This window comes from Pusillibacter faecalis (assembly GCF_018408705.1).
In the GTDB taxonomy this organism is placed as follows: Bacteria; Bacillota; Clostridia; order Oscillospirales; family Oscillospiraceae; genus Oscillibacter; species Oscillibacter faecalis.
Genome location: NZ_AP023421.1, coordinates 158423 through 178876 on the forward strand (window position 1 = coordinate 158423; position 20454 = coordinate 178876).

Annotated in this window: 22 protein-coding genes; all 22 read left to right on the forward strand. The window is 55.9% G+C overall.

Annotated elements, in window-relative coordinates:
• The first annotated feature begins 66 nt into the window (after positions 1 to 66).
• The 22 genes from KJS55_RS15355 to KJS55_RS15460 all read left to right on the forward strand — a co-directional run bounded on the left by KJS55_RS15355 (position 67) and on the right by KJS55_RS15460 (position 20425).
• Positions 67 to 318, forward strand: a complete 252-nt coding sequence (locus KJS55_RS15355; protein WP_187028554.1) for a putative Se/S carrier protein — start codon at positions 67 to 69, stop codon at positions 316 to 318.
• Positions 315 to 1439 (forward strand): aminotransferase class V-fold PLP-dependent enzyme, encoded by a 1125-nt coding sequence (locus KJS55_RS15360; RefSeq protein ID WP_213543784.1) that lies wholly within the window; start codon positions 315 to 317, stop codon positions 1437 to 1439. The genes KJS55_RS15355 and KJS55_RS15360 overlap by 4 nt, the downstream gene beginning before the upstream one ends.
• Before the next feature lie 112 nt (positions 1440 to 1551).
• The gene (gene cdaA / locus KJS55_RS15365; protein WP_187028550.1) at positions 1552 to 2430 is read left to right on the forward strand and encodes a diadenylate cyclase CdaA; all 879 of its coding nucleotides are present in this window, start codon (positions 1552 to 1554) and stop codon (positions 2428 to 2430) included.
• A complete protein-coding gene (locus KJS55_RS15370) occupies positions 2417 to 3718 on the forward strand; it encodes a CdaR family protein (RefSeq protein WP_213543785.1) in 1302 nt (433 codons plus the stop codon). The genes cdaA and KJS55_RS15370 overlap by 14 nt, the downstream gene beginning before the upstream one ends.
• Before the next feature lie 9 nt (positions 3719 to 3727).
• The gene (locus KJS55_RS15375) at positions 3728 to 4138 is read left to right on the forward strand and encodes a SoxR reducing system RseC family protein (protein WP_187028546.1); all 411 of its coding nucleotides are present in this window, start codon (positions 3728 to 3730) and stop codon (positions 4136 to 4138) included.
• Positions 4139 to 4142: 4 nt separating this feature from the next.
• A complete protein-coding gene (locus KJS55_RS15380; RefSeq protein WP_213543935.1) occupies positions 4143 to 5042 on the forward strand; it encodes a DUF5685 family protein in 900 nt (299 codons plus the stop codon).
• Positions 5039 to 5650 carry a DnaJ domain-containing protein gene (locus KJS55_RS15385; protein WP_187028544.1) on the forward strand — a complete coding sequence of 204 codons (612 nt, stop codon included), beginning with the start codon at positions 5039 to 5041 and terminating at the stop codon, positions 5648 to 5650. The genes KJS55_RS15380 and KJS55_RS15385 overlap by 4 nt, the downstream gene beginning before the upstream one ends.
• 20 nt (positions 5651 to 5670) lie before the next feature.
• Positions 5671 to 6552: a YicC/YloC family endoribonuclease gene (locus KJS55_RS15390; RefSeq protein ID WP_213543786.1), complete on the forward strand. Its 882-nt coding sequence runs from the start codon at positions 5671 to 5673 to the stop codon at positions 6550 to 6552.
• 3 nt (positions 6553 to 6555) lie between these two features.
• Positions 6556 to 6804 carry a DUF370 domain-containing protein gene (locus KJS55_RS15395; RefSeq protein WP_187028540.1) on the forward strand — a complete coding sequence of 83 codons (249 nt, stop codon included), beginning with the start codon at positions 6556 to 6558 and terminating at the stop codon, positions 6802 to 6804.
• The gene (gene gmk, locus KJS55_RS15400; protein ID WP_187028538.1) at positions 6801 to 7397 is read left to right on the forward strand and encodes a guanylate kinase; all 597 of its coding nucleotides are present in this window, start codon (positions 6801 to 6803) and stop codon (positions 7395 to 7397) included. Before KJS55_RS15395 ends, gmk begins: the two co-directional genes overlap by 4 nt.
• Positions 7398 to 7460: 63 nt before the next feature.
• Complete coding sequence (rpoZ, locus tag KJS55_RS15405) at positions 7461 to 7670, forward strand: DNA-directed RNA polymerase subunit omega (protein WP_187028536.1); 210 nt, start codon at positions 7461 to 7463, stop codon at positions 7668 to 7670.
• 19 nt (positions 7671 to 7689) lie between these two features.
• Complete coding sequence (gene priA, locus KJS55_RS15410; protein WP_213543787.1) at positions 7690 to 10158, forward strand: replication restart helicase PriA; 2469 nt, start codon at positions 7690 to 7692, stop codon at positions 10156 to 10158.
• Positions 10159 to 10209: 51 nt separating this feature from the next.
• Positions 10210 to 10713 (forward strand): peptide deformylase, encoded by a 504-nt coding sequence (gene def, locus KJS55_RS15415; RefSeq protein WP_213543788.1) that lies wholly within the window; start codon positions 10210 to 10212, stop codon positions 10711 to 10713.
• A complete protein-coding gene (gene fmt, locus KJS55_RS15420; RefSeq protein ID WP_187028530.1) occupies positions 10714 to 11634 on the forward strand; it encodes a methionyl-tRNA formyltransferase in 921 nt (306 codons plus the stop codon).
• A 13-nt stretch (positions 11635 to 11647) separates the two neighbouring features.
• Positions 11648 to 12376: a zinc metallopeptidase gene (locus tag KJS55_RS15425; RefSeq protein WP_213543789.1), complete on the forward strand. Its 729-nt coding sequence runs from the start codon at positions 11648 to 11650 to the stop codon at positions 12374 to 12376.
• Positions 12376 to 13695, forward strand: coding sequence for a 16S rRNA (cytosine(967)-C(5))-methyltransferase RsmB (rsmB, locus tag KJS55_RS15430; RefSeq protein WP_228300583.1), 1320 nt, complete (start codon positions 12376 to 12378; stop codon positions 13693 to 13695). The genes KJS55_RS15425 and rsmB overlap by 1 nt, the downstream gene beginning before the upstream one ends.
• Positions 13696 to 13704: 9 nt before the next feature.
• Complete coding sequence (gene rlmN / locus KJS55_RS15435) at positions 13705 to 14760, forward strand: dual-specificity RNA methyltransferase RlmN (protein ID WP_213543790.1); 1056 nt, start codon at positions 13705 to 13707, stop codon at positions 14758 to 14760.
• A complete protein-coding gene (locus KJS55_RS15440; RefSeq protein ID WP_187028523.1) occupies positions 14742 to 15473 on the forward strand; it encodes a Stp1/IreP family PP2C-type Ser/Thr phosphatase in 732 nt (243 codons plus the stop codon). The genes rlmN and KJS55_RS15440 overlap by 19 nt, the downstream gene beginning before the upstream one ends.
• 15 nt (positions 15474 to 15488) lie before the next feature.
• Positions 15489 to 17465 (forward strand): Stk1 family PASTA domain-containing Ser/Thr kinase, encoded by a 1977-nt coding sequence (pknB, locus tag KJS55_RS15445; RefSeq protein WP_213543791.1) that lies wholly within the window; start codon positions 15489 to 15491, stop codon positions 17463 to 17465.
• Positions 17428 to 18363, forward strand: coding sequence for a ribosome small subunit-dependent GTPase A (gene rsgA / locus KJS55_RS15450; RefSeq protein WP_228300584.1), 936 nt, complete (start codon positions 17428 to 17430; stop codon positions 18361 to 18363). The genes pknB and rsgA overlap by 38 nt, the downstream gene beginning before the upstream one ends.
• A 241-nt stretch (positions 18364 to 18604) precedes the next feature.
• Positions 18605 to 18757, forward strand: coding sequence for a hypothetical protein (locus KJS55_RS15455; RefSeq protein WP_187028519.1), 153 nt, complete (start codon positions 18605 to 18607; stop codon positions 18755 to 18757).
• A 129-nt stretch (positions 18758 to 18886) separates the two neighbouring features.
• The gene (locus tag KJS55_RS15460) at positions 18887 to 20425 is read left to right on the forward strand and encodes a DUF3794 domain-containing protein (protein WP_213543792.1); all 1539 of its coding nucleotides are present in this window, start codon (positions 18887 to 18889) and stop codon (positions 20423 to 20425) included.
• Positions 20426 to 20454 lie beyond the last annotated feature (29 nt).

Here is a 20454-nt window from a genome sequence, read left to right on the forward strand (position 1 = left end):
TAAGGCGTCCCTTTTTCGCACCTTCTCCGCCGCTGTCCATAAACTGGATAGAAAGGAGGAGTGTCTGTGGAGTACTATTTGATCCTGGCCCGCTCCGTAACCTATGCCCAGCGGATGCAGCGGGCACTAGAGCGGGTGGGTATCCGCTGCCAAATCTACCGTGCACCCAGAGATCTGACCAATTTGGGCTGTGCTTACGTTCTGCGGGTGGCCGTCCCGGACCTGACCCAGGCGTTGATCGCAATTCACAGGGCTTCATTGGACCCTGTTCAGATATTTTTATACCAGCAGGGCATGTATCGGGAGGTGAGTATGTGATCTATCTGGATTGCGCTGCCACCACGTTTCAAAAACCACCTGCTGTGGCGGCTGCCATGGAAAGGGCCATGGCTACCATGAGTTCTCCGGGACGGGGGGGCTACCAGGCCGCTATGGAGGCCGCTGACACGGCCTTTACCTGCCGCAGTGAGCTCGCGGAGATGTTTCATGTGGAGAATCCCGAGCGCGTGGTATTTACTATGAATGCAACTCACGCGTTGAATATCGCCATCAAAAGCCTGGTGCCGCCGGGGGGGCGCGCAGTGATCTCCGGCTATGAACACAACGCTGTCACCCGTCCTCTGGCGGCTTTGAGGGCAAAAACCGCAGTTGCCGCCGCGCCGCTCTTTCAGCCGGAGGCAGTGCTGGCCGCCTTTGAGCAGACGGTAACACCAGACACGGACGCTGTGATCTGCAACCATGTATCCAATGTGTTTGGATTCATCCAGCCTGTTGAAGAAATTGCCGCTCTGTGCCGTTCACGGGGTGTGCCGCTAGTGGTTGACGCCTCTCAGTCAGCGGGAGTGCTGCCGCTGGATATGGAGGCACTGGGTGCGTCCTTTGTGGCGATGCCGGGACACAAGGGACTTTATGGCCCTCAGGGAACTGGTGTGCTTTTGTGTGGAGAAGGTGTATTGGTCCGACCGATGATGGAGGGAGGAACCGGAAGCCTCTCAATTCAACAGGAAATGCCGGACTTTCTCCCGGACCGGCTGGAGTCCGGGACACATAATATGCCTGGCATCGCTGGCTTGCTGGAAGGCGTGCGTTTCGTGCAGAGCCGAGGGCTGCGGGAAATCTCAGACCGGGAACGCCGGATGGCGCTGGTGATGGCAGAAGGGCTGCGGGAAATCCGAAAGATGCGGGTATTTGCAGCGCCCGGACTGCGCAATCAAACAGGTGTTCTTTCTATAGTGCCTGAGGGACAGGATGTGGAGTCCGTCGGCCAAATGCTCTCAGAGCGAGAGGTAGCGGTCCGGACTGGGATTCACTGCGCACCGCTGGCCCACCGCAGTGCTGGAACACTGGACACGGGCACGATCCGTTTAAGCTTTTCTGATTTCAACACCCCGGAAGAGGTTTTTCAGGTTTTGGAGATTTTCCGTGGCTTACAGCGCTGACTTTCTGAACAGTCCGTGAATTTTCCCCGGAATTGCCTTGCATTTGACTGCCAGATTTTATATAATAAAACAGCCAATGCTATCATGGGCGGAAAGGGATGATGACGTCAAAATGAATTTGACCTTGATGGATTTGCCGGTCGTCATCGGACGGTACCTTTTGACGCTGCGGGTAACAGACTACTTGGATATCGCGATTATGGCGTTTGTGCTCTATCGGTTGTTTTGGCTGGTTCGGAGCACAAAGGCTGCGAGTCTTCTCAAGGGACTGTTTGTGTTCCTGGCGATTTTGGCTCTGTCTACGGCTTTAAAGCTCAATGGGATCAATTTTATCATGAGCAACATGGTAGACTGGGGCGTGTTGGCGCTGATTATCCTGTTTCAGCCGGAGATCCGCCGGATTCTGGAGCAGATGGGCAGCCGTCGTTTTATCGCCTTTTTTAATCATACAGAGTCCAGAAGTGTCATGGATGAGACGATCGGACAGACGGTGCTTGCATGTACAGAAATGTCTCAGAGCCGCACTGGAGCCCTGATTGTCTTTGAACGTGAGATCTTGCTGGATGACATGGTTCGCAGTGGGACTGTACTGGATGCTGCTGTGTCTGCGGAGCTTTTGAAAAATATTTTCTTTGTCAAGGCACCGATGCACGACGGCGCCGTGATTGTCCGGCGTGGCCGGGTATTGGCCGCTGGCTGCATGCTGCCGCTGAGCAAGAATGTGAACCTAAGCCGGGATTTGGGCATGCGCCACCGTGCAGGGATCGGAATGAGTGAGAACTCTGACGCCATCGTGGTCATTGTCTCCGAGGAGACGGGCTCTATTTCTGTCGCCACCGGCGGCATGCTGAAACGGCATTTGAAGCCGGAGACGCTGGAAAACATCCTGCGGAATGAGTTGATTCCGCAGGATGAGGAGGACAAGCAGCGCTTCAGCCTGCTGGGACTTTTGCGGTCCAAGAAGAGCGGAGGTACGGATGATGCCGAGTGAGAAAATGAGTAATCGGAAAATCCTCTACATCCTGCTGGCGCTGTTGGTGGCTGTTGCGGTCTGGCTCTATGCGGATATGTTTGGGAACAATAACGGCCCCCAGCAGGCAGAGACTACTATCACAGATGTCCCCATCACCTACACTGGAGAGGATGAGTTGGCAGACCGAGGACTGATGCTGATGGAAGAGGGGACAACCGCCAGCGTGGACATCACGCTCTCCGGCGCCCGGATGCTGATTGTACAGCCGGACCGAGACGACATCAAACTGATTGCAGACCTGTCAAGTGTGGAAAAGGCGGGCATCCAGAATATTCGCTATGAGGTGCGGTTTGCGGATAACCGCTTTTCGACTAGCATGATTGACAAGCCAAACAGCTTCTATGCCACGGTCAATGTTACTGAACTGAACAGTAAAACGGTGGATGTTATCTGTGAGTTGGTGGGCAATGTGGCAGAAGGGTATTCTGCGGGTGAACTGCAGCTCTCACAGAAAACGTTGGAGCTGCGTGGACAAGAGGAGGATATCCAGGATGTTAGTTATGTGAAGGTGACACTGGATATTGGTGAGGACGCCATGGAAACGGTATCTCAGGACCTGACTTTCCAGTACTATGATGCGGAGGATCAGCTGCTGGAAGGCACAGGAATTCACCCAACGGAGTCCACCATCCAGGTGACTATGCCAATCTATGTAACGAAGGAGCTGCAGCTGGTCGTGGACTTTGTGGAGTCTGCGGGTGCCCGGGTTTCCAATCTGGAGTATGATATTTTCCCAGATACCATCACGGTTTCAGGGGACGCGGGTGTGCTGCGGGATATTGACTCCATCACGCTGGGACAAATCAGCCTGTTGGATCTTTTGGGCAGCGGTGCCACCAGCCACACCTTCTCCATCATCATTCCAGAGGGCTGCTCGAATCTCAGTGGCGTAACCCGGGCTACGCTGAAAGCCGATTTTAAGGATATCACCAGAGCACAGGTAACAACCGGAAAGTTCACCTACTCGAATCTGCCCAGCGGGAAGACAGTGGACATTTTAACCCAGGAGCTGACGGTATCGATTTTCGGTACGTCCGCAGATGTTGCCGCAGTCACGGGAGAGGACATTACCGTGGTGGCGGATTTGAGCAACTATGCCAGCGCCTCCGGCACCTATACGGTTCCGGCTAAGATTCAGGTCGGCGGCGGGGGAGATATCGGCGTGTCCGGAACGTACCATGTGCAGATCACCATTCAAGAGGAGACGGCCTCCGACGAACCAGATCCGCCACCACCGGAGGAGTAGGAGATTGAAATGACCCAAATTGCAACAGTAGAACGTATTCTCGATCAAAACCATGCGGAGATTTCCGTGCCACGAAAGTCCGCCTGCGGACATGACTGTGAGGAGTGCGCAGGTTGCGGAGTTACCGGCACAGCAGTGAAGGCACGCGCAGTGAATCCCATCGGCGCTCAACCCGGACAAAAGGTCGTGGTGGAGAGCAGCACACAAAAAATGCTCGGCATTGTGGCATTGGTTTATGCCATCCCTGTGGCATTGTTTTTGGTGGGCTATGTGGTGGCCTTTGCGCTGGGCGGCGGCGTTGGAATTCAGTATACTGCGGCGGTGGCGGGATTCTTGTTTGGAATTTTCTTCGCGATTCGCTATGATCGCCGTCTCCGGGCCAGGGGCGGGCTCTCGTTCACCATCGTCCGTCTGTTCTGACACCATGTTTGGCTATGTCAGGCCGCCGATCCAAGAGCTACGGCAGGAGGAGATTGAGCGGTTTCGCCGGATGTACTGCGGCTTATGCCATACGCTGGGGCAGAGATATGGCATGGCATCCAGGTTTATCCTGAACTATGATTTCACCTATCTGGCGATCCTCCTCTCACAGCGGGAGGAGGATGGCCTCTCTCACAGTCTCTGTCTTGCCCACCCAGTTCACGGACGGGAGTTTTTCAAGAGTGGGGCGGCTATGGAGCTGGCCGCTGACGAGAGTGTGATCCTGGCCTATTGGCAGCTGCGGGACGGTGTGGCAGACCACGACTGGCTCCATGGCCTGAAATATCGGTCTGCTTCTAAGATTTTGGAGCCGGCCTACCAAAAGGCGGCAGCGCTCCGGCCGGGTTTTGACAGCACTGTGCGCGATCAGTTGGAAAAGCTGGCGGCGTTGGAAAGAGCGCGATGCCTTTCTATGGACGCAGCGGCGGATACCTTTGCCACTCTGCTGTCCAGCGCCGCAGCCGAGGTAGATGCCCCGATCAGGCGCCGGGTACTGGAGCAAATTCTCTACCATCTGGGGCGCTGGGTTTATCTGGTGGATGCCGCGGATGACCTGAGAAAGGATGCCGCAGAGGGAGCCTATAACCCCGTGGCACTGCGATTTGCCATCACAGACGGCGCATGGACACCGGAGAGCCGGCGAGAGTTTGTCGCAACGCTGGACCACTCCATCCACATGATCGCAACAGCCTTTGAGCTTTGGGATTTCGGTGTTTGGACTGCCATTTTGGAGAGAACTTTTTATACAGGCCTTTTTCAGGTGGGGAAGGCTGTTTTAGACGGAACTTTCCGCACAACGCGGAAAGGGATAAAGAAACCCGAGAAGGTTGAGGATATTCAATGAACGATCCCTATCAGGTCCTGGGTGTGTCGGAAAGTGCATCCGACGAGGAAATCAAAAAAGCATACCGTGAATTGGCTCGCAAGTACCATCCGGATAATTATCATGACAATCCTCTGGCAGATTTGGCACAAGAAAAGATGAAAGAGATTAACGCTGCCTATGAGGAGATCAACCGCAGGCGCGGTGCCGGCGGTGGAGGCCGTCAAACCAGTGGTTACAGCGGCGGCTACCAGCAGTACGGCCAGCATAGCGGCAGTTCTGTCTTGCAGCAGGTCCGGATTGCTATTCAGACGGGAAACCTGAGTCGTGCGGAGGCACTGTTGGCCAATTTCAGCGATCATAATGCGGAATGGCATTTCCTGCGCGGCGCAGTGTGCTACCGAAGGGGCTGGCTGGACGAGGCTAAGCGGTACTATGAGACGGCCTACCAGATGGAGCCTGACAACCCCGAATACCGTCAGGCTTTGGAGTTCATGCAAAGCGGGACACAGCGGGCCTATCGTTCCGGCGGCGGACAATTCGGCACAGATATGTGCGGCAGTAACCTCTGTTTGCCTCTTTGCTGCCTGTACTCTCTGTGTCCTGGCGGATATTGCTTCTTTTGCTGAGAGATGGGGAGGGCGAAAATATGATTAAGAGTATGACAGGCTATGGGCGGGCTCGTGAGCTTTTAAACAAACGGGATATTACTGTGGAGGTTCGGTCCGTCAATAATCGCTATTTGGATTGTACTGTGAAACTGCCGCGCATGTATGCTTTCGCGGAGGATGCTGTGAAACAGCGTGTTCAGCAGGCCGTTTCCCGGGGGAAGGTGGATGTGTTCATTACAGTGGATGCCTCCGCTGCGGATGTTGCGCAGGTGACAGTAAACCGGGAATTGGCAGCGCAGTATGCCGCTGCCATGGGGGAACTTGCGGAGCTCTGCGGGCCTATAGCATGGAAGCTGACGCCGGAGGTGTTGGCGAGATTTCCGGATGTATTGACTGTTACCAAAGCGGACGAGGATTTGGAGAGCGTCAGCGCGGATATCTGTGCGGTGCTGGATGAGGCGCTTGCGGCGTATCATACCATGCGGGCTGTGGAGGGGAAACGGTTAGCAGAGGATATTGCCGGGCGGCTGGATCATATTGAAGCGTATACCGGTCAGGTGGAGGCACGTTCTCCGGAGACGGTAGCGGAGTATCGCGCCAAGCTGACCGCCCGGATGCAGGAGGTGCTACAGAGCACCACGATTGACGATCAGCGTATCCTGGCTGAGGCCGCGATTTACGCCGATAAGGTGGCCGTGGACGAAGAGACTGTTCGGCTGCGCAGCCATGTGGCTCAGCTCCGGGGCATGCTGGAATCGGATGAACCGATGGGACGCAAAATGGACTTCTTAATCCAGGAGGTCAACCGAGAATCCAATACCATTGGCTCTAAATGCGGTGACGTGTCCATTGCCCAAGTTGTGGTGAACCTGAAGGCGGAAGTGGAGAAGATGCGCGAGCAGGTGCAGAATGTGGAGTGAGGAATGAAGCTGATTAACATCGGATTTGGAAACCTGGTATCCCAGGAGAGAGTGGTGGCCATCGTCAGTCCAGACTCCGCACCGATCAAGCGTATGGTACAGGAGAGCCGGGAGCGCGGCATGCTGATCGACGCCACATATGGCCGTAAGACCGCATCCATCCTGGTGATGGACAGCGACCACGTGATACTATCAGCCCTTGCGCCGGAGAAATTTGGCATGAACGAGGACAAAGGGGAAGCGCACACATGAGAAAGGGAAAAACATTCATCATCTCCGGCCCCTCTGGAGTGGGAAAGAGCACGGTTCTCAAGGCTCTGTTGGAGCGGCGGAAGAACGTCTATTTTTCTGTATCCGCCACTACGCGCGAGCCACGCCCGGGAGAGCTGGATGGGATTCACTACCATTTCATGGACGTGGACTCCTTCCGCAAATGGATTTCCATGGAGCAGTTCCTGGAGTACGCAGAGTATGTAGGCAACTTTTATGGCACGCCTAAGCGGTATGTGGACGAGGCTATGGCTCAAGGCAGAGATGTGATTTTAGATATTGAGATTCAAGGTGCCATCCAAGTAACCAGCAAGCGGCCGGATACAGTGAGAATCTTCATCGCGCCGCCCAGCTGGAGAGAGCTGGAGCGACGTTTGACAGAGCGGGGCACTGACAGCCAGGAGAAGATCCAAAAGCGCCTGCTGCGGGCCAAGGTGGAATTCCAGACGGCCCATACCTATGATTATTTTGTGATCAACGATACGGTGGAAAATGCTGTGCGGGAGTTAGACGCCATTATGACCGCAGAACACTGCAAACCTAAGGATCGCATGGAAATCATCAACGGAAACTAGCGAAACCTTTCTAAATACGACAAAAAAATAAGCCGAAATATGGCAGAATGGAAGTGTATGGATATGATGCTTTATCCCGCAATGAATAAATTAACGAGTGTTGTACCAAACCGGTACATGCTGGTGAATGTAGTGGCCCGGAGGGCCCGCCAGATTGCAGACGAAGCAGAGGAGAGCGGTGAGCGCCTGTCAGAAAAGCCAGTGACCATTGCGATCAATGAGGTGGCGGAGGGGCGATTAGGCTCTGTCTATACAGGCGGCGAAGACGCATAACACAGGGGGAGGGCGAGGCATGGAGACCGCAGTGATTGTGAAAGTTGCGGTCAGCGCCGCGCCCTATTCCATTGACAAGCCCTATGACTATTGGGTGCCGGAGCCTTTTTCGGATTCAGCGTTGCTGGGCGTCCGGGTAACAGTACCCTTTGGCCGTGGAAACCGTACCTCGGAAGGGATTATTTTAGCACGTGCTATTGGCATCAAGCGTAAAACGCTCAAGCCTATCAGTTCTCTGCTGGACCGAGAACCGGTACTGGATCAGGATGGAATTGCCCTGGCCATCTGGATGCGCCAGCGGTATTTCTGCACATTGTTTGAGGCTGTGAAGACGATCTTACCCGCAGGCCTTTGGTATCGTCTGCGGGAGGTTTGGAGGCTGAAAAATCCAGAACTGGACCGCCTGAGTGCGGATAGGATGTCATCCTCCATTCCGCGGGCATTTCCAATATTGGACATACTATATGCAGCAGGCGGCAGCGCAGATGCAGAAACACTGCGAGCGGCGTGCGGAGAACAGACTGACGCAGTTCTGCGGGCACTGCAGAAAGCGGAGGTTGTGGTATGTGAGACCGCTGCCAAGCGAAAGATCGGTGATAAGTCTCGCCGCATGGCAGAGCTCTCTATGAGTGCGGAAGAGGCGCTGGCCCTTGTGGAGCCAAGGCGGCGTTCAGCGCCGCAGCGTTATGAGGTAGTGCGTTTGTTGGCTGCGGCAGGAAGGACTTCCGCCGCAGATATCTGTTATTTTACAGGCGCTTCCATGCGTACGCTGAGAGGATTGGAAAAGGCCGGGATTCTGACCTTTTCCGAGGAGGAGCTTCTTCGCCTTCCCATTCAGCGACAGGTAGGACCCGCGCCGCCGATTGTCCTCAACCCGGAACAGCAGGCGGCGTTTGACACCCTGACAGCGTTGCTCTCATCAGGCCAGCCTGAGGCGGCGCTATTGCATGGTGTTACTGGCAGCGGCAAGACGCTTGTTTACCTGCGTTTGGTACAAGAGGTTTTGAGGAAAGGCCGCACCGCCATCGTGTTGGTGCCGGAAATCGTGTTGACGCCCCAGATGATGCGCAAGTTTTCTGCTTACTTGGGCGAGACAGTAGCCATGCTCCACAGTTCCCTTCGTATGGGAGAGCGTTATGACCAGTGGAAGCGGATTCGCCGTGGGGAGATCCGCGTGGTGCTGGGGACACGTTCGGCCATCTTCGCGCCGCTGAAAAATCTGGGCGTGGTGATCCTGGATGAGGAACAGGAGAGCAGCTATCAATCTGAGAATCCGCCGCGCTACCACGCACGGGAGATTGCAAAATTTCTCTGCGCACGAAATCAAGCACTGTTGGTGCTTGGCTCTGCTACGCCGGCGGTAGAGACAGCCTATGGAGCGGAGAGCGGGGCCTATCGCGAGGTGTTGCTTCGTCAACGCTATAATGCCAGGAGCCTTCCTCGGGTGACGGTAGCGGATCTGCGCCAGGATATCCGAAACGGAAGGGCCGGCATGATCGGTGAGATTTTGCAGGCAGAGCTGATAGAGAATCTAGAGCGGGGAGAGCAGAGCATTTTACTGCTCAACCGCCGGGGCAGCAGCCGGATGCTTTTGTGCGGAGAGTGCGGACATGTACCGGAGTGTCCGCGGTGCAGCGTACCGCTGACTTATCACTCCGCCAATGGACGGCTGATGTGCCACTACTGCGGCCATTCCGAGCGGGCGCCGGAGTCCTGTCCGGCCTGTGGTGGCAGGATGAAGCAGATTGGCGCTGGCACCCAGAAAGTGGAGGAAGAGCTCCATGAGCTCTTACCGGGTGTCGGTGTTTTGCGGATGGATGCCGACACCGTTTCCAACGGACATGAAATGATCTTGAATCGATTTGAGCAGGAACACGTTCCGATTCTCCTGGGTACTCAGATGGTGGCCAAGGGATTGGATTTTGAGGATGTGACGCTGGTAGGCGTGCTCTCTGCGGACATTTCCCTTTATATGGACCACTACCGGGCTGCGGAGCGGACTTTTAATCTGCTGACCCAGGTGGTGGGACGGGCCGGCCGGGGCAGCCGGCCCGGGCGCGCGGTTATTCAAACCTATACACCGGACAACGAAGTGATTCAAAGCGCGGCCCGGCAGGACTACAAGAGCTTTTATCAAAGTGAGCTTCGCATGCGGCGCATGCGGCGTTATCCGCCCTTTGCAGATCTTTTTACCTTTACGGTTTCAGGACCGGAGGAGGGGAACGTACTGCGTGCAGCCATAGGCGTTCGAGAGGCATTGCGTCAAATTTGCCGCCTGCCGGAGTTGGCGGCTGACGAGCCGGAGGTACTGGGTCCCGCCCCGGCGCCGGTGTTGAAAGTCAACAACCGCTACCGCTATCGCATTTTACTGATCGGCCGAAATAACCGGCAAACGCGGGAGCAGGTGAGCTGGCTTTTGAAGCGGTTTGCCGGAGACCGCGCAAACCGCGGAACCAATTTATTTGTGGACTGCAATCCCCTGGAATAAGAGAACATGTATCAGAACATGGGTTGCGGGATCAAGGAGGTATCGAAAAAAATGGCATTGCGGAAAATTGTAGAACAGGGTGAGGAGTGTCTGACCAAGGTCTGCCGCCCTGTGGAGGCGTTTAACCGCCGCCTGCATGACCTATTGGACGACATGGCGGAGACCCTGCAGAATGCCAATGGTGCCGGTCTGGCGGCACCGCAGGTGGGTGTGCTGCGGCGGGCCTGCCTGGTTCTGGATGAAAAGACGGAGCAGTATCTGGAGCTGGTTAATCCGGTGATCATCCAGCAAAGCGGTGAGCAGACCGGTCTGGAGGGCTGCCTGAGTGTTCCCGGTAAATGGGGCATTGTCACGCGTCCCAACCATGTGCGGGTACGGGCTCAGGACCGGAATGGCAAGTGGTTTGAGGTCGAAGGAGAGGGGTTGACCGCCCGAGCCTTCTGCCATGAGATTGAGCATCTGGATGGCCACCTGTATACCGAGCATATTGATCACTTCCTCACTGAAGAGGAACTCAGAGATTATCTGGAGGCCGAGGAGCAGGAGGCAGAGTAAATGCGGATTCTATTTATGGGAACACCGGAGTTCGCGGTGGCTTCTTTGCGGCGGCTGGTAGAGGACGGGCATGAGATCTGCGGCGTTTTCACTCAGCCGGACAAGCCTAAAAACCGGGGACACAAACTGATGCAGCCGCCTGTTAAGGAATATGCCTTAACAAAAGGTTTAGCGGTTTATCAGCCGCTTCAGGTGCGGGACGCGGACACATTAGAGCTGGTTCAATCTCTTTCTCCGGATTTGATTGTCGTGGCAGCCTATGGCAAGGTTCTTCCTGAGGAAATTTTGGACACGCCGCAATATGGCTCCATCAATGTCCATTCCTCCCTTTTGCCTAAGTACCGGGGCGCGGCACCCATTAACTGGGCGATCTTAAACGGCGAGACGGAGACCGGGGTTTCCATCATGTATATGGCAAAGGAACTGGATGCCGGTGATATCATTTTGCAAAAGACTACCGCCATTAGAGAGACCGAGAATGCCCAGGAGCTGACAGAGCGTCTAGCAGAGCTTGGCGCGCAGGCTCTTTCGCAGGCAGTCACGGAGCTGACAGAAGGCAAGGCTGTTCGTACACCGCAGGCGGCAGAGAAGGCGACTTACGCGGCAATGCTCTCCAGGGAAATGTCCACGATTGACTGGAACCGCTCTGCTCATGAGATCAGCTGCCAGGTGCGGGGGCTGATCCCCTGGCCCTGTGCCAGCACCGATGTGATTCATGGAGAGATGATGAAGCTCTATGCTGTCTTAGAAGCCGGAGAAGCTACAGATGCTGCTCCCGGAGAGATTGTAGCGGCTGGTAAGCAGGGGATTGAGATTGCCTGCGGAGATGGCAAGCGCCTGCGCATCCTAGAGCTGCAGGCCCAGGGTGGTAAGCGGATGAGTGCCGCGGCATACCTTTTGGGCCACCCAATTCAATGCTGAGTGAGGAGAACGTATGCCTTATTCTTATTACGGATATGGAGATTTTCTGGCCAACAATATCTATGTGATTCTGCTGATCCCGGTGCTTCTGCTCTCCGTTTGGGCGCAGGCCCAGGTCAGCGGAAGCTTCCGGCGATACAGCCGCGTTGCCAACCGCCGTCATCTGACAGGCGCACAAGCGGCCGAGGCGGTTCTGCGCTCACATGGTATCTATGATGTGCCTGTGCGGTCCTGCCGGGGAAATCTGACCGATCACTATGATCCCAGAGATAACACCATTTACCTCTCAGAAAATGTCTACGCCGCGTCAACTGTGGCTGCCGTGGGGGTGGCTTGTCATGAGGCGGGGCATGCGGTACAATATGCCGTGGGCTATGGGCCGATCAAGGTGCGCAGTGCCATCATTCCGGTCACACAGTTCGGGTCCAGATTTTCCTTTGTGCTGCTGCTGATTGGGTTGCTCTTGTACAGCCAGCCATTGTTTTTGGTTGGAATTCTCCTGTTTTCCCTGACTACGGTTTTTCAATTGGTGACGTTGCCTGTGGAGTTCAACGCATCTCATCGGGCATTGGAGACGATTGAAGGACAGGGACTGCTGGACGGTGAGGAGCTGGATGGGGCTAAAAAGGTTCTGAGGGCGGCGGCAATGACCTATGTGGCAGCATTGCTGATGTCTGCGTTGCAGCTTTTGCGATATGTGTTGATTTTCTTGGGACGAGACCGTCGTGGGGGGCGGGACTGATGAGCAGAGAGACTGCTTTGCGGGTTCTCATCGCCTGTCGGACCAACGGCGCCTGGGCGGACGCAGCGTTACAGGCGCAGATCAAAAGAGCGGCGCTGAGCCGGAGAGATGCGGCGCTATGCAGCCGTTTGGTCTACGGGGTTTTGCAGAATCAGCTTTTGCTGGACTTTTATATCGGCACATACTGTTCCCAAAGGCCGGACCATCTACAGCCGCCTCTGCAGGACATCCTGCGGCTGGGGGCCTATCAGATCTTGTACCTGGAAAAGGTACCGGACAGCGCCGCTGTCAATAGCTCTGTGGAGCTGGCCAAGCATATGAAGCGGGGACAGGCTGCGGGACTTGTGAATGCAGTGCTGCGGAAGCTCTCACAAAATAAGGACCGTCTTCCCGCTATCCCGGATCAGGACGAGGCTAAGTATCTCTCCATCCGATACAGCCATCCCAAGTGGCTGGTAAAGCGGCTGCTGCCCATTCTGGGGCGGACAGAGACGGAGGTGTTTCTTGCCTGCGGCAATACACAGCCTCCGATTACCGCACAGATCAACACCTGCCGTACCACGGCGGAGCGTACTGCAGAGGCTTTAGCCGTGGAAGGCGTGAGAGCGGAGGCGCACCCCTGGATGCCGGCATGCCTGCTGCTCTCCGGAACCGGAGACCTGGAGCACGTGGAGGCTTTTCAAAGCGGAAGCTTTTATATTCAGGACCCGGCTGCAAGGCTTTCTGTTATGGCCTCCGGAATCAAGCCGGGAGAACGGATGCTGGATGTATGCGCCGCGCCGGGCGGTAAGTCCTTTGCTGCTGCCATTCAAATGGGGGATCGAGGGACGGTGCTTGCCTGCGACATCCATCAAAATAAGCTGAAGCGCATTCATGACGGCGCAGCGCGGCTGGGGCTTCAATCCATTGAGACCACAGCGGTTGATGGAAGAATCTTCCGTGCGGAGTGGGAAGGGCGGTTTGATCTGGTGCTGGTGGATGCGCCCTGCTCGGGCCTTGGCATCATTCGGAAAAAGCCGGATATCCGGTATAAGAAGCTGGACAGTCTTTTCGCCATGCCGGTGATCCAGCGGGCCATTTTAGACAACGCCGCCCGTTATGTGCGTCCGGGAGGGACGTTGCTCTATTCCACTTGTACTATTCTGCCAGAGGAGAATGAAGAGGTGAGCGATGGATTTTTGTCGGAGCACCCGGAATTTCTGATGACACCTTTCACACTGCCGGAGCCAATCGGAACGTGCAACGGCCGCATGACGTTGTGGCCGCATCGCCACCAGACCGATGGCTTTTACATCTGCCGCATGACGCGGCGTCCTTGAGGACTTTGTATGATTGATTTAAAATCCATGACACTGGAGGAACTCAGCGGATTTCTCCGTTCTATGGGAGAGCCGGCCTTTCGCGGACGGCAGGTATTCACTTGGCTGCATAAAGGTGTCTCCTCTTTTGATGAGATGAGCAACCTCTCCAAGGCCCTGCGGGAAAAGCTGAAAGAGCAGTGCATTCTCACAGTTCCCCGGGTGGCGAAAAAGCAGGTATCCGCCCGGGACGGAACGATCAAATATCTGTGGCAGATGGCGGATGGCAACTGTGTGGAGTCCGTGCTGATGCGCTACCACCATGGAAATACGGTATGCATCTCTTCTCAGGTGGGCTGCCGGATGGGCTGTGCCTTCTGTGCATCCACAATTGCTGGAAAGGTAAGAAACTTGACACCTGCTGAGATGCTAGATCAGGTGCTGTTTACCCAACAGGATTCTGGAGCAGAGGTCTCTAACATTGTACTGATGGGCATTGGAGAGCCGATGGATAATCTGGACAACGTTCTGCGGTTTTTGGAGCTGGTGAATCATCCGGACGGTATAAACATTGGTATGCGTCATATCTCCCTGTCCACCTGCGGTGTGATTCCGGGGATCGCACGCCTTGCAGAGCTGGGGCTGCAGCTGACTCTGAGCATCTCACTCCACGCGCCGGACAGCGAAACCCGCTCGAAAATTATGCCAGTGAACCGGGCCTATGATGTGGAGGCGCTGTTTGCCGCCTGCCACGAGTATTTCCGGAAAACCGGACGGCGTATTTCCTTTGAGTATGCCATGATTGACGGCGTCAATGACCATGACTGGCAGGCGGATCTGATTGCAAAGAGGCTTCGCGGCATGCCGGGACATGTGAATTTAATCCCGCTCAACGAGGTGACGGAGAGTCCCTTCCGCCCCTCACGAAGAATGGCGGCATTTCAAAAGCAACTAGAGGCGCAGGGGATCACCGCCACAGTACGGCGTAGTTTAGGCGGCGATATCGACGCCTCCTGCGGCCAGCTCCGCCGGAGAGCGATGGAAGAAGAGAAGAAAGGGGAGCAAGGATGCAAGTTTGGGGTGTGACGGATATCGGCCTGGTTCGTAAGGAAAATCAGGACGCGTATCTGGTCCGCGAGAGCGGAGGCCATACCATCTGTGTGGTTTGTGATGGAATGGGCGGCGCGGCGGGCGGCCGCCTGGCCAGCCAGATCGCCACGGAGACCTTTGTAGATGAGCTGGAGCGGCTGCTGGCACCAGGCATGGAGCCGGAACAGCTGCTATCTGTCTCTGCCCGGGCCGTTTTCGCAGCAAACCAGGCGGTTCGGGAGGCTGCGGCAGAGTCGGAAGCTTACCAGAACATGGGGACCACACTGGTGGCCGCCGTGTCCTATGCAGGCGGTACGGTTGTCACCAACGTAGGAGACAGCCGGGCCTACCATGTTACTAGGGAGGGCATTACCCGCGTCACGAAGGACCACTCTCTGGTGGAGCGCATGGTGGACCGGGGAGATATTACCGCCGAGGAGGCCCGCCGCCATCCCAGCCGCAATCTGATTACCCGGGCGCTGGGACCAGACGCGGATGCCCAATGTGATGGCTACATCTGCCCCATGGAGTCGGGCGAGTACCTTTTGCTGTGTACAGATGGCCTGGTCAACACAGTAACCGATCAAGAGATGCTCTTCGAAGTGATCCACGGCGCGGAGCCGGACACCAGCTTGGACCGGATGCTGGAGATCGCCAAAAAGCAGGGCGCACCGGACAATGTGACGGCTGTGCTGATGCGCAAGCTGTAAGAGAGGAGGAGAGCCATGGATCAGTACATTGGAAAAATGCTGGATAACCGCTATGAAATCCTTGAGCGTATTGGGACTGGAGGCATGGCAGTGGTCTACAAGGCCAAGTGTCATCGGCTGAACCGGCTGGTTGCAGTGAAGATTTTGAAATCGGACCTGGCCCAAGATGAGGATTTCCGCCGCCGCTTCAACGCGGAATCCCAGGCGGTTGCGCAGCTCTCTCATCCCAACATCGTCTCCGTCTACGATGTCTCCCGCGGCGGCGATACCGAGTATATTGTCATGGAACTCATTGACGGCATCACACTGAAGCAGTATATGGAAAAGCGCGGCCAGCTCAACTGGCGGGAGACGCTGCATTTTATCACTCAGATCATGCGGGGACTCTCTCACGCCCACAGCCGGGGCATTGTCCACCGGGACATCAAGCCCCAGAACATCATGGTTCTGCGAGACGGCAGTGTGAAGGTGGCTGATTTCGGCATCGCGTGTTTGGAAAATGCCGCTCAGACCCTGACCCAGGAGGCGTTGGGCTCTGTCCATTATATCTCGCCGGAGCAAGCCAGAGGCGACCGGATCGACGCCCGCAGCGACATTTATTCTGCCGGCGTGGTGCTCTATGAGATGTTGACGGGCCGGCTGCCCTTTGAGGGAGACTCCGCTGTTTCCGTGGCTATCCAGCATCTCAGCTCCATCCCTCTGGCGCCCCGGGAGATTAATAAGGACATCCCCGAACAGCTGGAGTTGATCTGCATGAAGGCCATGGCGCCGGATCTGGAGCGGCGCTATCACGATGCGGAGGCCATGATTGCCGATTTGGAGGCGTTTCGGAAGAATCCAGGTGTAAACCTGGACTTTGAGCTCTCTGACCTGCGGCCGGAGGACGCGGACGAGCCAACGCAGGCGTTGCGCACCTCCGCTGTTCGCAGCGGCGCGGCTGCCGTGCATCGGTCAGCTCCTCCCCGGGAGCGCCGCCGGGAGTATGACGACTATGAGGAGCCGCCCCACCGCAGCAAAAAACAGACGGCACTGATTGCACTTGCCGCAGTCCTGGCCACTGTCCTGGCCGTCACATTGATCCGCTCTATCCTGGGGTCCTTTACCGGAGTGACGGACCAATATGAGGTCCAGAATCTGGTGGGGTTGACAGTGCGTGAGGCCCAGGAAAAGGAAGGCGTCAAGGATATCTTTGAGGTCCGGGAGGTGGGCAGCGAATTCAGCGCGGAGTATGATGCAGGACTGATTGTCCGGCAATCTCCCGATGCAGGAGAACAACGCAAGGGAGAGGGCTTGGTGATTGAGGTATGGGTCAGCGCCGGCGAGGACGTGGGTGCCATGATCGACGTGACGGGAAAAACGGAGGCCGAGGCGAGAATCGCGCTGCGAGAGCTGAAGGACCAATATGACCTGACCATTGAGGCACTGGAAGAGGACCAGAAATACGACGATATGGATGCCGGAAAGGTCATCTCCACGACTCCCGCAGAGGGAGAACCTCTCAAGGAGGGAGATACCGTGTATCTGGTCCTCAGCAAAGGCCCTGAGCCGGTCACAGTTCCTGTGCTGACAGGATTGGACATTGAGACAGTACTGGCCCAGGCAGACCAGGTGGGACTTCACTATACTGTGACAGAGGAGTACAATGAACAGGCCAAGGGTATCATCCTGGATCAGGATCCGGTTGCCAAAACCGAGGTTCCCAAGGGGTCCGAGGTGAAGCTAGTGGTCAGCAAGGGACCTGAGAACTCTGACGGCGGCAATTCTTGGTCTCCGGGGACGGATATTGTGAACTTCCCCCTGCCCAGCAACAAGGCGGAGGGCTATTTGAAGGTGTTCCAGGATGGCGGTCTGATTTTCCAGGGGACCGTGGACTGTACCTTGGGAAATTATTCTCGGGAAATCTCGGCCAGCGGTGAGACCCATATTGTGGCCTATCTGGACGATGAAGTGATCTATGACAAGATCATCACGATTGACCCCTATTATGACTGAGGGGCGGATTCAAAAAGCCCTCAGCGGCTTCTATTATGTGGACACTGGCCATGAGATTGTGACCTGCCGTGCCAGGGGAAAGTTTCGGAGAGAGGGAATTTCCCCGTTGGTAGGAGACCGGGTGGAAATTCAGGAAGTGGGCAATGGTGAGGGCGTGGTGGAGACGATTCTCCCTCGCCGAAATGCCTTTGTCCGGCCGGCGGTGGCCAATATTGACCAGATGGTGGTGGTGGCTTCCGGCGCCATTCCAAGGACAGACCCGTTTCTCATTGACCGGGTGGCTGCCATTGCCGCGCTGATGGGCTGCGACGTGTTGGTTCTGCTGAATAAGTGCGATCTGGATCGTGCAGATGAGCTCTATCAGACCTACCAAGCGGCCGGATTTCCCACATTGCGGATCAGCGCCGAGACCGGCGAGGGTCTGGAAGACTTACCCCCCCTGATCGCGGGGAAGCTATCGGCTTTCACGGGCAACTCGGGTGTTGGAAAATCCAGCGTGCTCAACGCGCTGGACCCTGGCTTTTCCCTACAAGTAGGCGAGGTTAGTGACGCACTGGGCCGGGGACGCCACACTACCCGCCACGTGGAGCTCTACCGCCTGAGCTGCGGAGCGGAGGTGGTGGACTCGCCGGGATTTTCCTCCTTTGAGACAACCGAGTTGAATCTAGAGCTCAAGCGCCGTCTGCCGGAGACATTTTTAGAATTTGCCCCCTATCTGGATCGGTGTCGTTTCCAGGGGTGCAGCCATACTAAGGAACAGGGCTGTGCCGTGCGGGAAGCCCTGCGGGCAGGGAAAATTCAAAAAAGCCGCTATGCCAGTTATCTGCGGCTTTACGAGGAGCTCAAGCCCTTACGGGATTGGCAGGAGGCCAAACGGGCAAAGGGCCGATCCATATAAGCTGTTAAGGATGTAGAAGAGAGCCGTGGAATCTATAAGAGTCCGCGGCTCTCTTGTTATGCAAAAGCATAACCATTATGACAGAGTGGCCATCAACATTCAGTACATGGGGTTACGTCAAAATCTCATCAATACTTTTCTGGTAGTCGCCGCATGATTTATGTACCAGGGACAGCCCCAGGCGTATATACTGTCTCAGAAGAGAGGAGGTGTGGCACGTGTTTCGAGGAGGAGGCAACGGATGCTGGCTGCTTGGCTTTTGCGCGGTGGCGTTGGGCGCTGGGATTCTTATCGCAGCCATTTTTCCCGTGGGAGCCTTGATGTTTCTGGTAGCATTTTTGCTGATCGCATGTGGCTGCGCCTGCTGCCGTCGTTAGAAAGGAGTCGTTTATGAACATTGTCGTTTGGAAATCGCCGAAGGCTCTGCGGGGAATTTTACGGAAATTGTTCCATATCAAGGCATAACCGGAAAAGGCAGTTCATAGGATGGGACATGAACTGCCGGGAAAGGAAGGAAGCCTTCATGGAACTGGAACTGAAAAAAGCGTGCCTGGACGCATATGAGACAGGCGGAGAGCTGGTACTGACGCAAGAGGAGACCGCAGAAACCATTGTTCCGGATTATTGTCCGGATATTGCCCGTGTGATTGAAACAGAGGGCAAAGTGTACATACACAGCCGGGAGCTGCGGGACGGAAAGGCAGAGGTATCCGGCACTGTACGGGTGACAGTGCTGTATACCCCTGATGGAGAGGGCGGCATCCGCACCCTGGAATTTGCCATGCCCTTTACGGTAGAGAGCGATGGCAGGGGACTGGCTGGCTGTACTTGTCTGACAGCAGAAACAGAACCGGAATTCATAGAGACCAGGATGTTGAATCCCAGAAAGATTTTCACCCATTGTAAGCTTGTCACAAGGCTCACTGCCTACCAAAAAGCGCAGCTGTCCTTTTGTACAGATGTAGAGGCCGAGGCGGCCTTTTGCGTGGAGAAGCGGCAGGAGCAGCAGCATGTCATTTTATTATCACAGATAGCAGAAAAGGATTTTACCTTTACAGAGTCGATGAGCCTTTCTCCTGGCAGAGATGGTGCGGCGGAGCTGCTCTCAGGCCAGGTGGGAAGCAGCGTGACAGAGAGTAAAATCGTTGGAAACAAGCTGATTTTCAAGGGACTTTTCACGGTCACACTTCTGTATCGAACGACAGATGGAAGATATTGCTCCACCACTGGAGAATTGCCTTTTTCTCAGATCATGGAGGTGGAAGGCGCAGCCGAGGGAGCGGCAGCGTCACTGCAACTGCAGCTGACTGGAACAGATCTTCAAATTGACGGGGACGATCCGGAGGGACGTCAGATTGCCGTGACGCTTTACCTCCATGCTACCGCTCTGCTGCGGGTGGAGCAGGAGTTGACGCTGCTGAATGATTTGTACTCCACGGCGCATGATCTGACCTATGAGGCGGCACCACTGAACCTGACCAGCTTTTTTGAGACCACGAACCGCCGACAGACTGTGCGGGAGGTGCTGGAGATCGGCGTAGTGGCGGAGTCTATTCTGGAGCTGACCGTCAACTGTGGCGCGGTTTCCGTCAGTCGGGAGGGAGAGATGGCGGTCTTGCGTACCGCCGCCGCAATTCGGGCGCTATATTTGGATGAGGGCGGCGTTCCGCTGGTAGCGGAGCGAAGTGTGGACGTCACATGCCAGATGGAGCTTCCAGAGGACTGCCGCATGACTGCTAGGGCTGTGTGCACGGAGGAAGTCCAGGGAAGCCTGGGAGACCGGGGAATTGAGGTACGCTTCCCGGTAGATTTCCGGGTAGAGGCGGCTAATCGCGCCAAACGGGTGTGCATCTCCACTGCAAAGCTGGACACAGAGACAACCAGGGATCTGGCAGGAACTCCGTCTCTGGTGCTGCGGTGTCTGGGACAGCAGGAGAGTGCCTGGGACCTGGCCAAGAGCTACAACACGACAATTGCTGCCATCTTATCTGCCAACCAGCTGGAGTCCGAGGCGGAGATTCCCCATGAGACTCTGCTGCTGATCCCAAGAAAGAGAGCATAAAACCGCAATTAGAGCACCACAAAAACAGG

Coding starts and splice junctions, on each gene's coding strand:
- cdaA (WP_187028550.1), top strand. CDS start 1,552: ATGAATTTGACCTTGATGGATTTGCCGGTCGTCATCGGACGGTACCTT.
- KJS55_RS15370 (WP_213543785.1), top strand. CDS start 2,417: ATGATGCCGAGTGAGAAAATGAGTAATCGGAAAATCCTCTACATCCTG.
- KJS55_RS15375 (WP_187028546.1), top strand. CDS start 3,728: ATGACCCAAATTGCAACAGTAGAACGTATTCTCGATCAAAACCATGCG.
- KJS55_RS15380 (WP_213543935.1), top strand. CDS start 4,143: ATGTTTGGCTATGTCAGGCCGCCGATCCAAGAGCTACGGCAGGAGGAG.
- KJS55_RS15385 (WP_187028544.1), top strand. CDS start 5,039: ATGAACGATCCCTATCAGGTCCTGGGTGTGTCGGAAAGTGCATCCGAC.
- KJS55_RS15390 (WP_213543786.1), top strand. CDS start 5,671: ATGATTAAGAGTATGACAGGCTATGGGCGGGCTCGTGAGCTTTTAAAC.
- KJS55_RS15395 (WP_187028540.1), top strand. CDS start 6,556: ATGAAGCTGATTAACATCGGATTTGGAAACCTGGTATCCCAGGAGAGA.
- gmk (WP_187028538.1), top strand. CDS start 6,801: ATGAGAAAGGGAAAAACATTCATCATCTCCGGCCCCTCTGGAGTGGGA.
- rpoZ (WP_187028536.1), top strand. CDS start 7,461: ATGATGCTTTATCCCGCAATGAATAAATTAACGAGTGTTGTACCAAAC.
- priA (WP_213543787.1), top strand. CDS start 7,690: ATGGAGACCGCAGTGATTGTGAAAGTTGCGGTCAGCGCCGCGCCCTAT.
- def (WP_213543788.1), top strand. CDS start 10,210: ATGGCATTGCGGAAAATTGTAGAACAGGGTGAGGAGTGTCTGACCAAG.
- fmt (WP_187028530.1), top strand. CDS start 10,714: ATGCGGATTCTATTTATGGGAACACCGGAGTTCGCGGTGGCTTCTTTG.
- KJS55_RS15425 (WP_213543789.1), top strand. CDS start 11,648: ATGCCTTATTCTTATTACGGATATGGAGATTTTCTGGCCAACAATATC.
- rsmB (WP_228300583.1), top strand. CDS start 12,376: ATGAGCAGAGAGACTGCTTTGCGGGTTCTCATCGCCTGTCGGACCAAC.
- rlmN (WP_213543790.1), top strand. CDS start 13,705: ATGATTGATTTAAAATCCATGACACTGGAGGAACTCAGCGGATTTCTC.
- KJS55_RS15440 (WP_187028523.1), top strand. CDS start 14,742: ATGCAAGTTTGGGGTGTGACGGATATCGGCCTGGTTCGTAAGGAAAAT.
- pknB (WP_213543791.1), top strand. CDS start 15,489: ATGGATCAGTACATTGGAAAAATGCTGGATAACCGCTATGAAATCCTT.
- rsgA (WP_228300584.1), top strand. CDS start 17,428: ATGACAAGATCATCACGATTGACCCCTATTATGACTGAGGGGCGGATT.
- KJS55_RS15455 (WP_187028519.1), top strand. CDS start 18,605: ATGCTGGCTGCTTGGCTTTTGCGCGGTGGCGTTGGGCGCTGGGATTCT.
- KJS55_RS15460 (WP_213543792.1), top strand. CDS start 18,887: ATGGAACTGGAACTGAAAAAAGCGTGCCTGGACGCATATGAGACAGGC.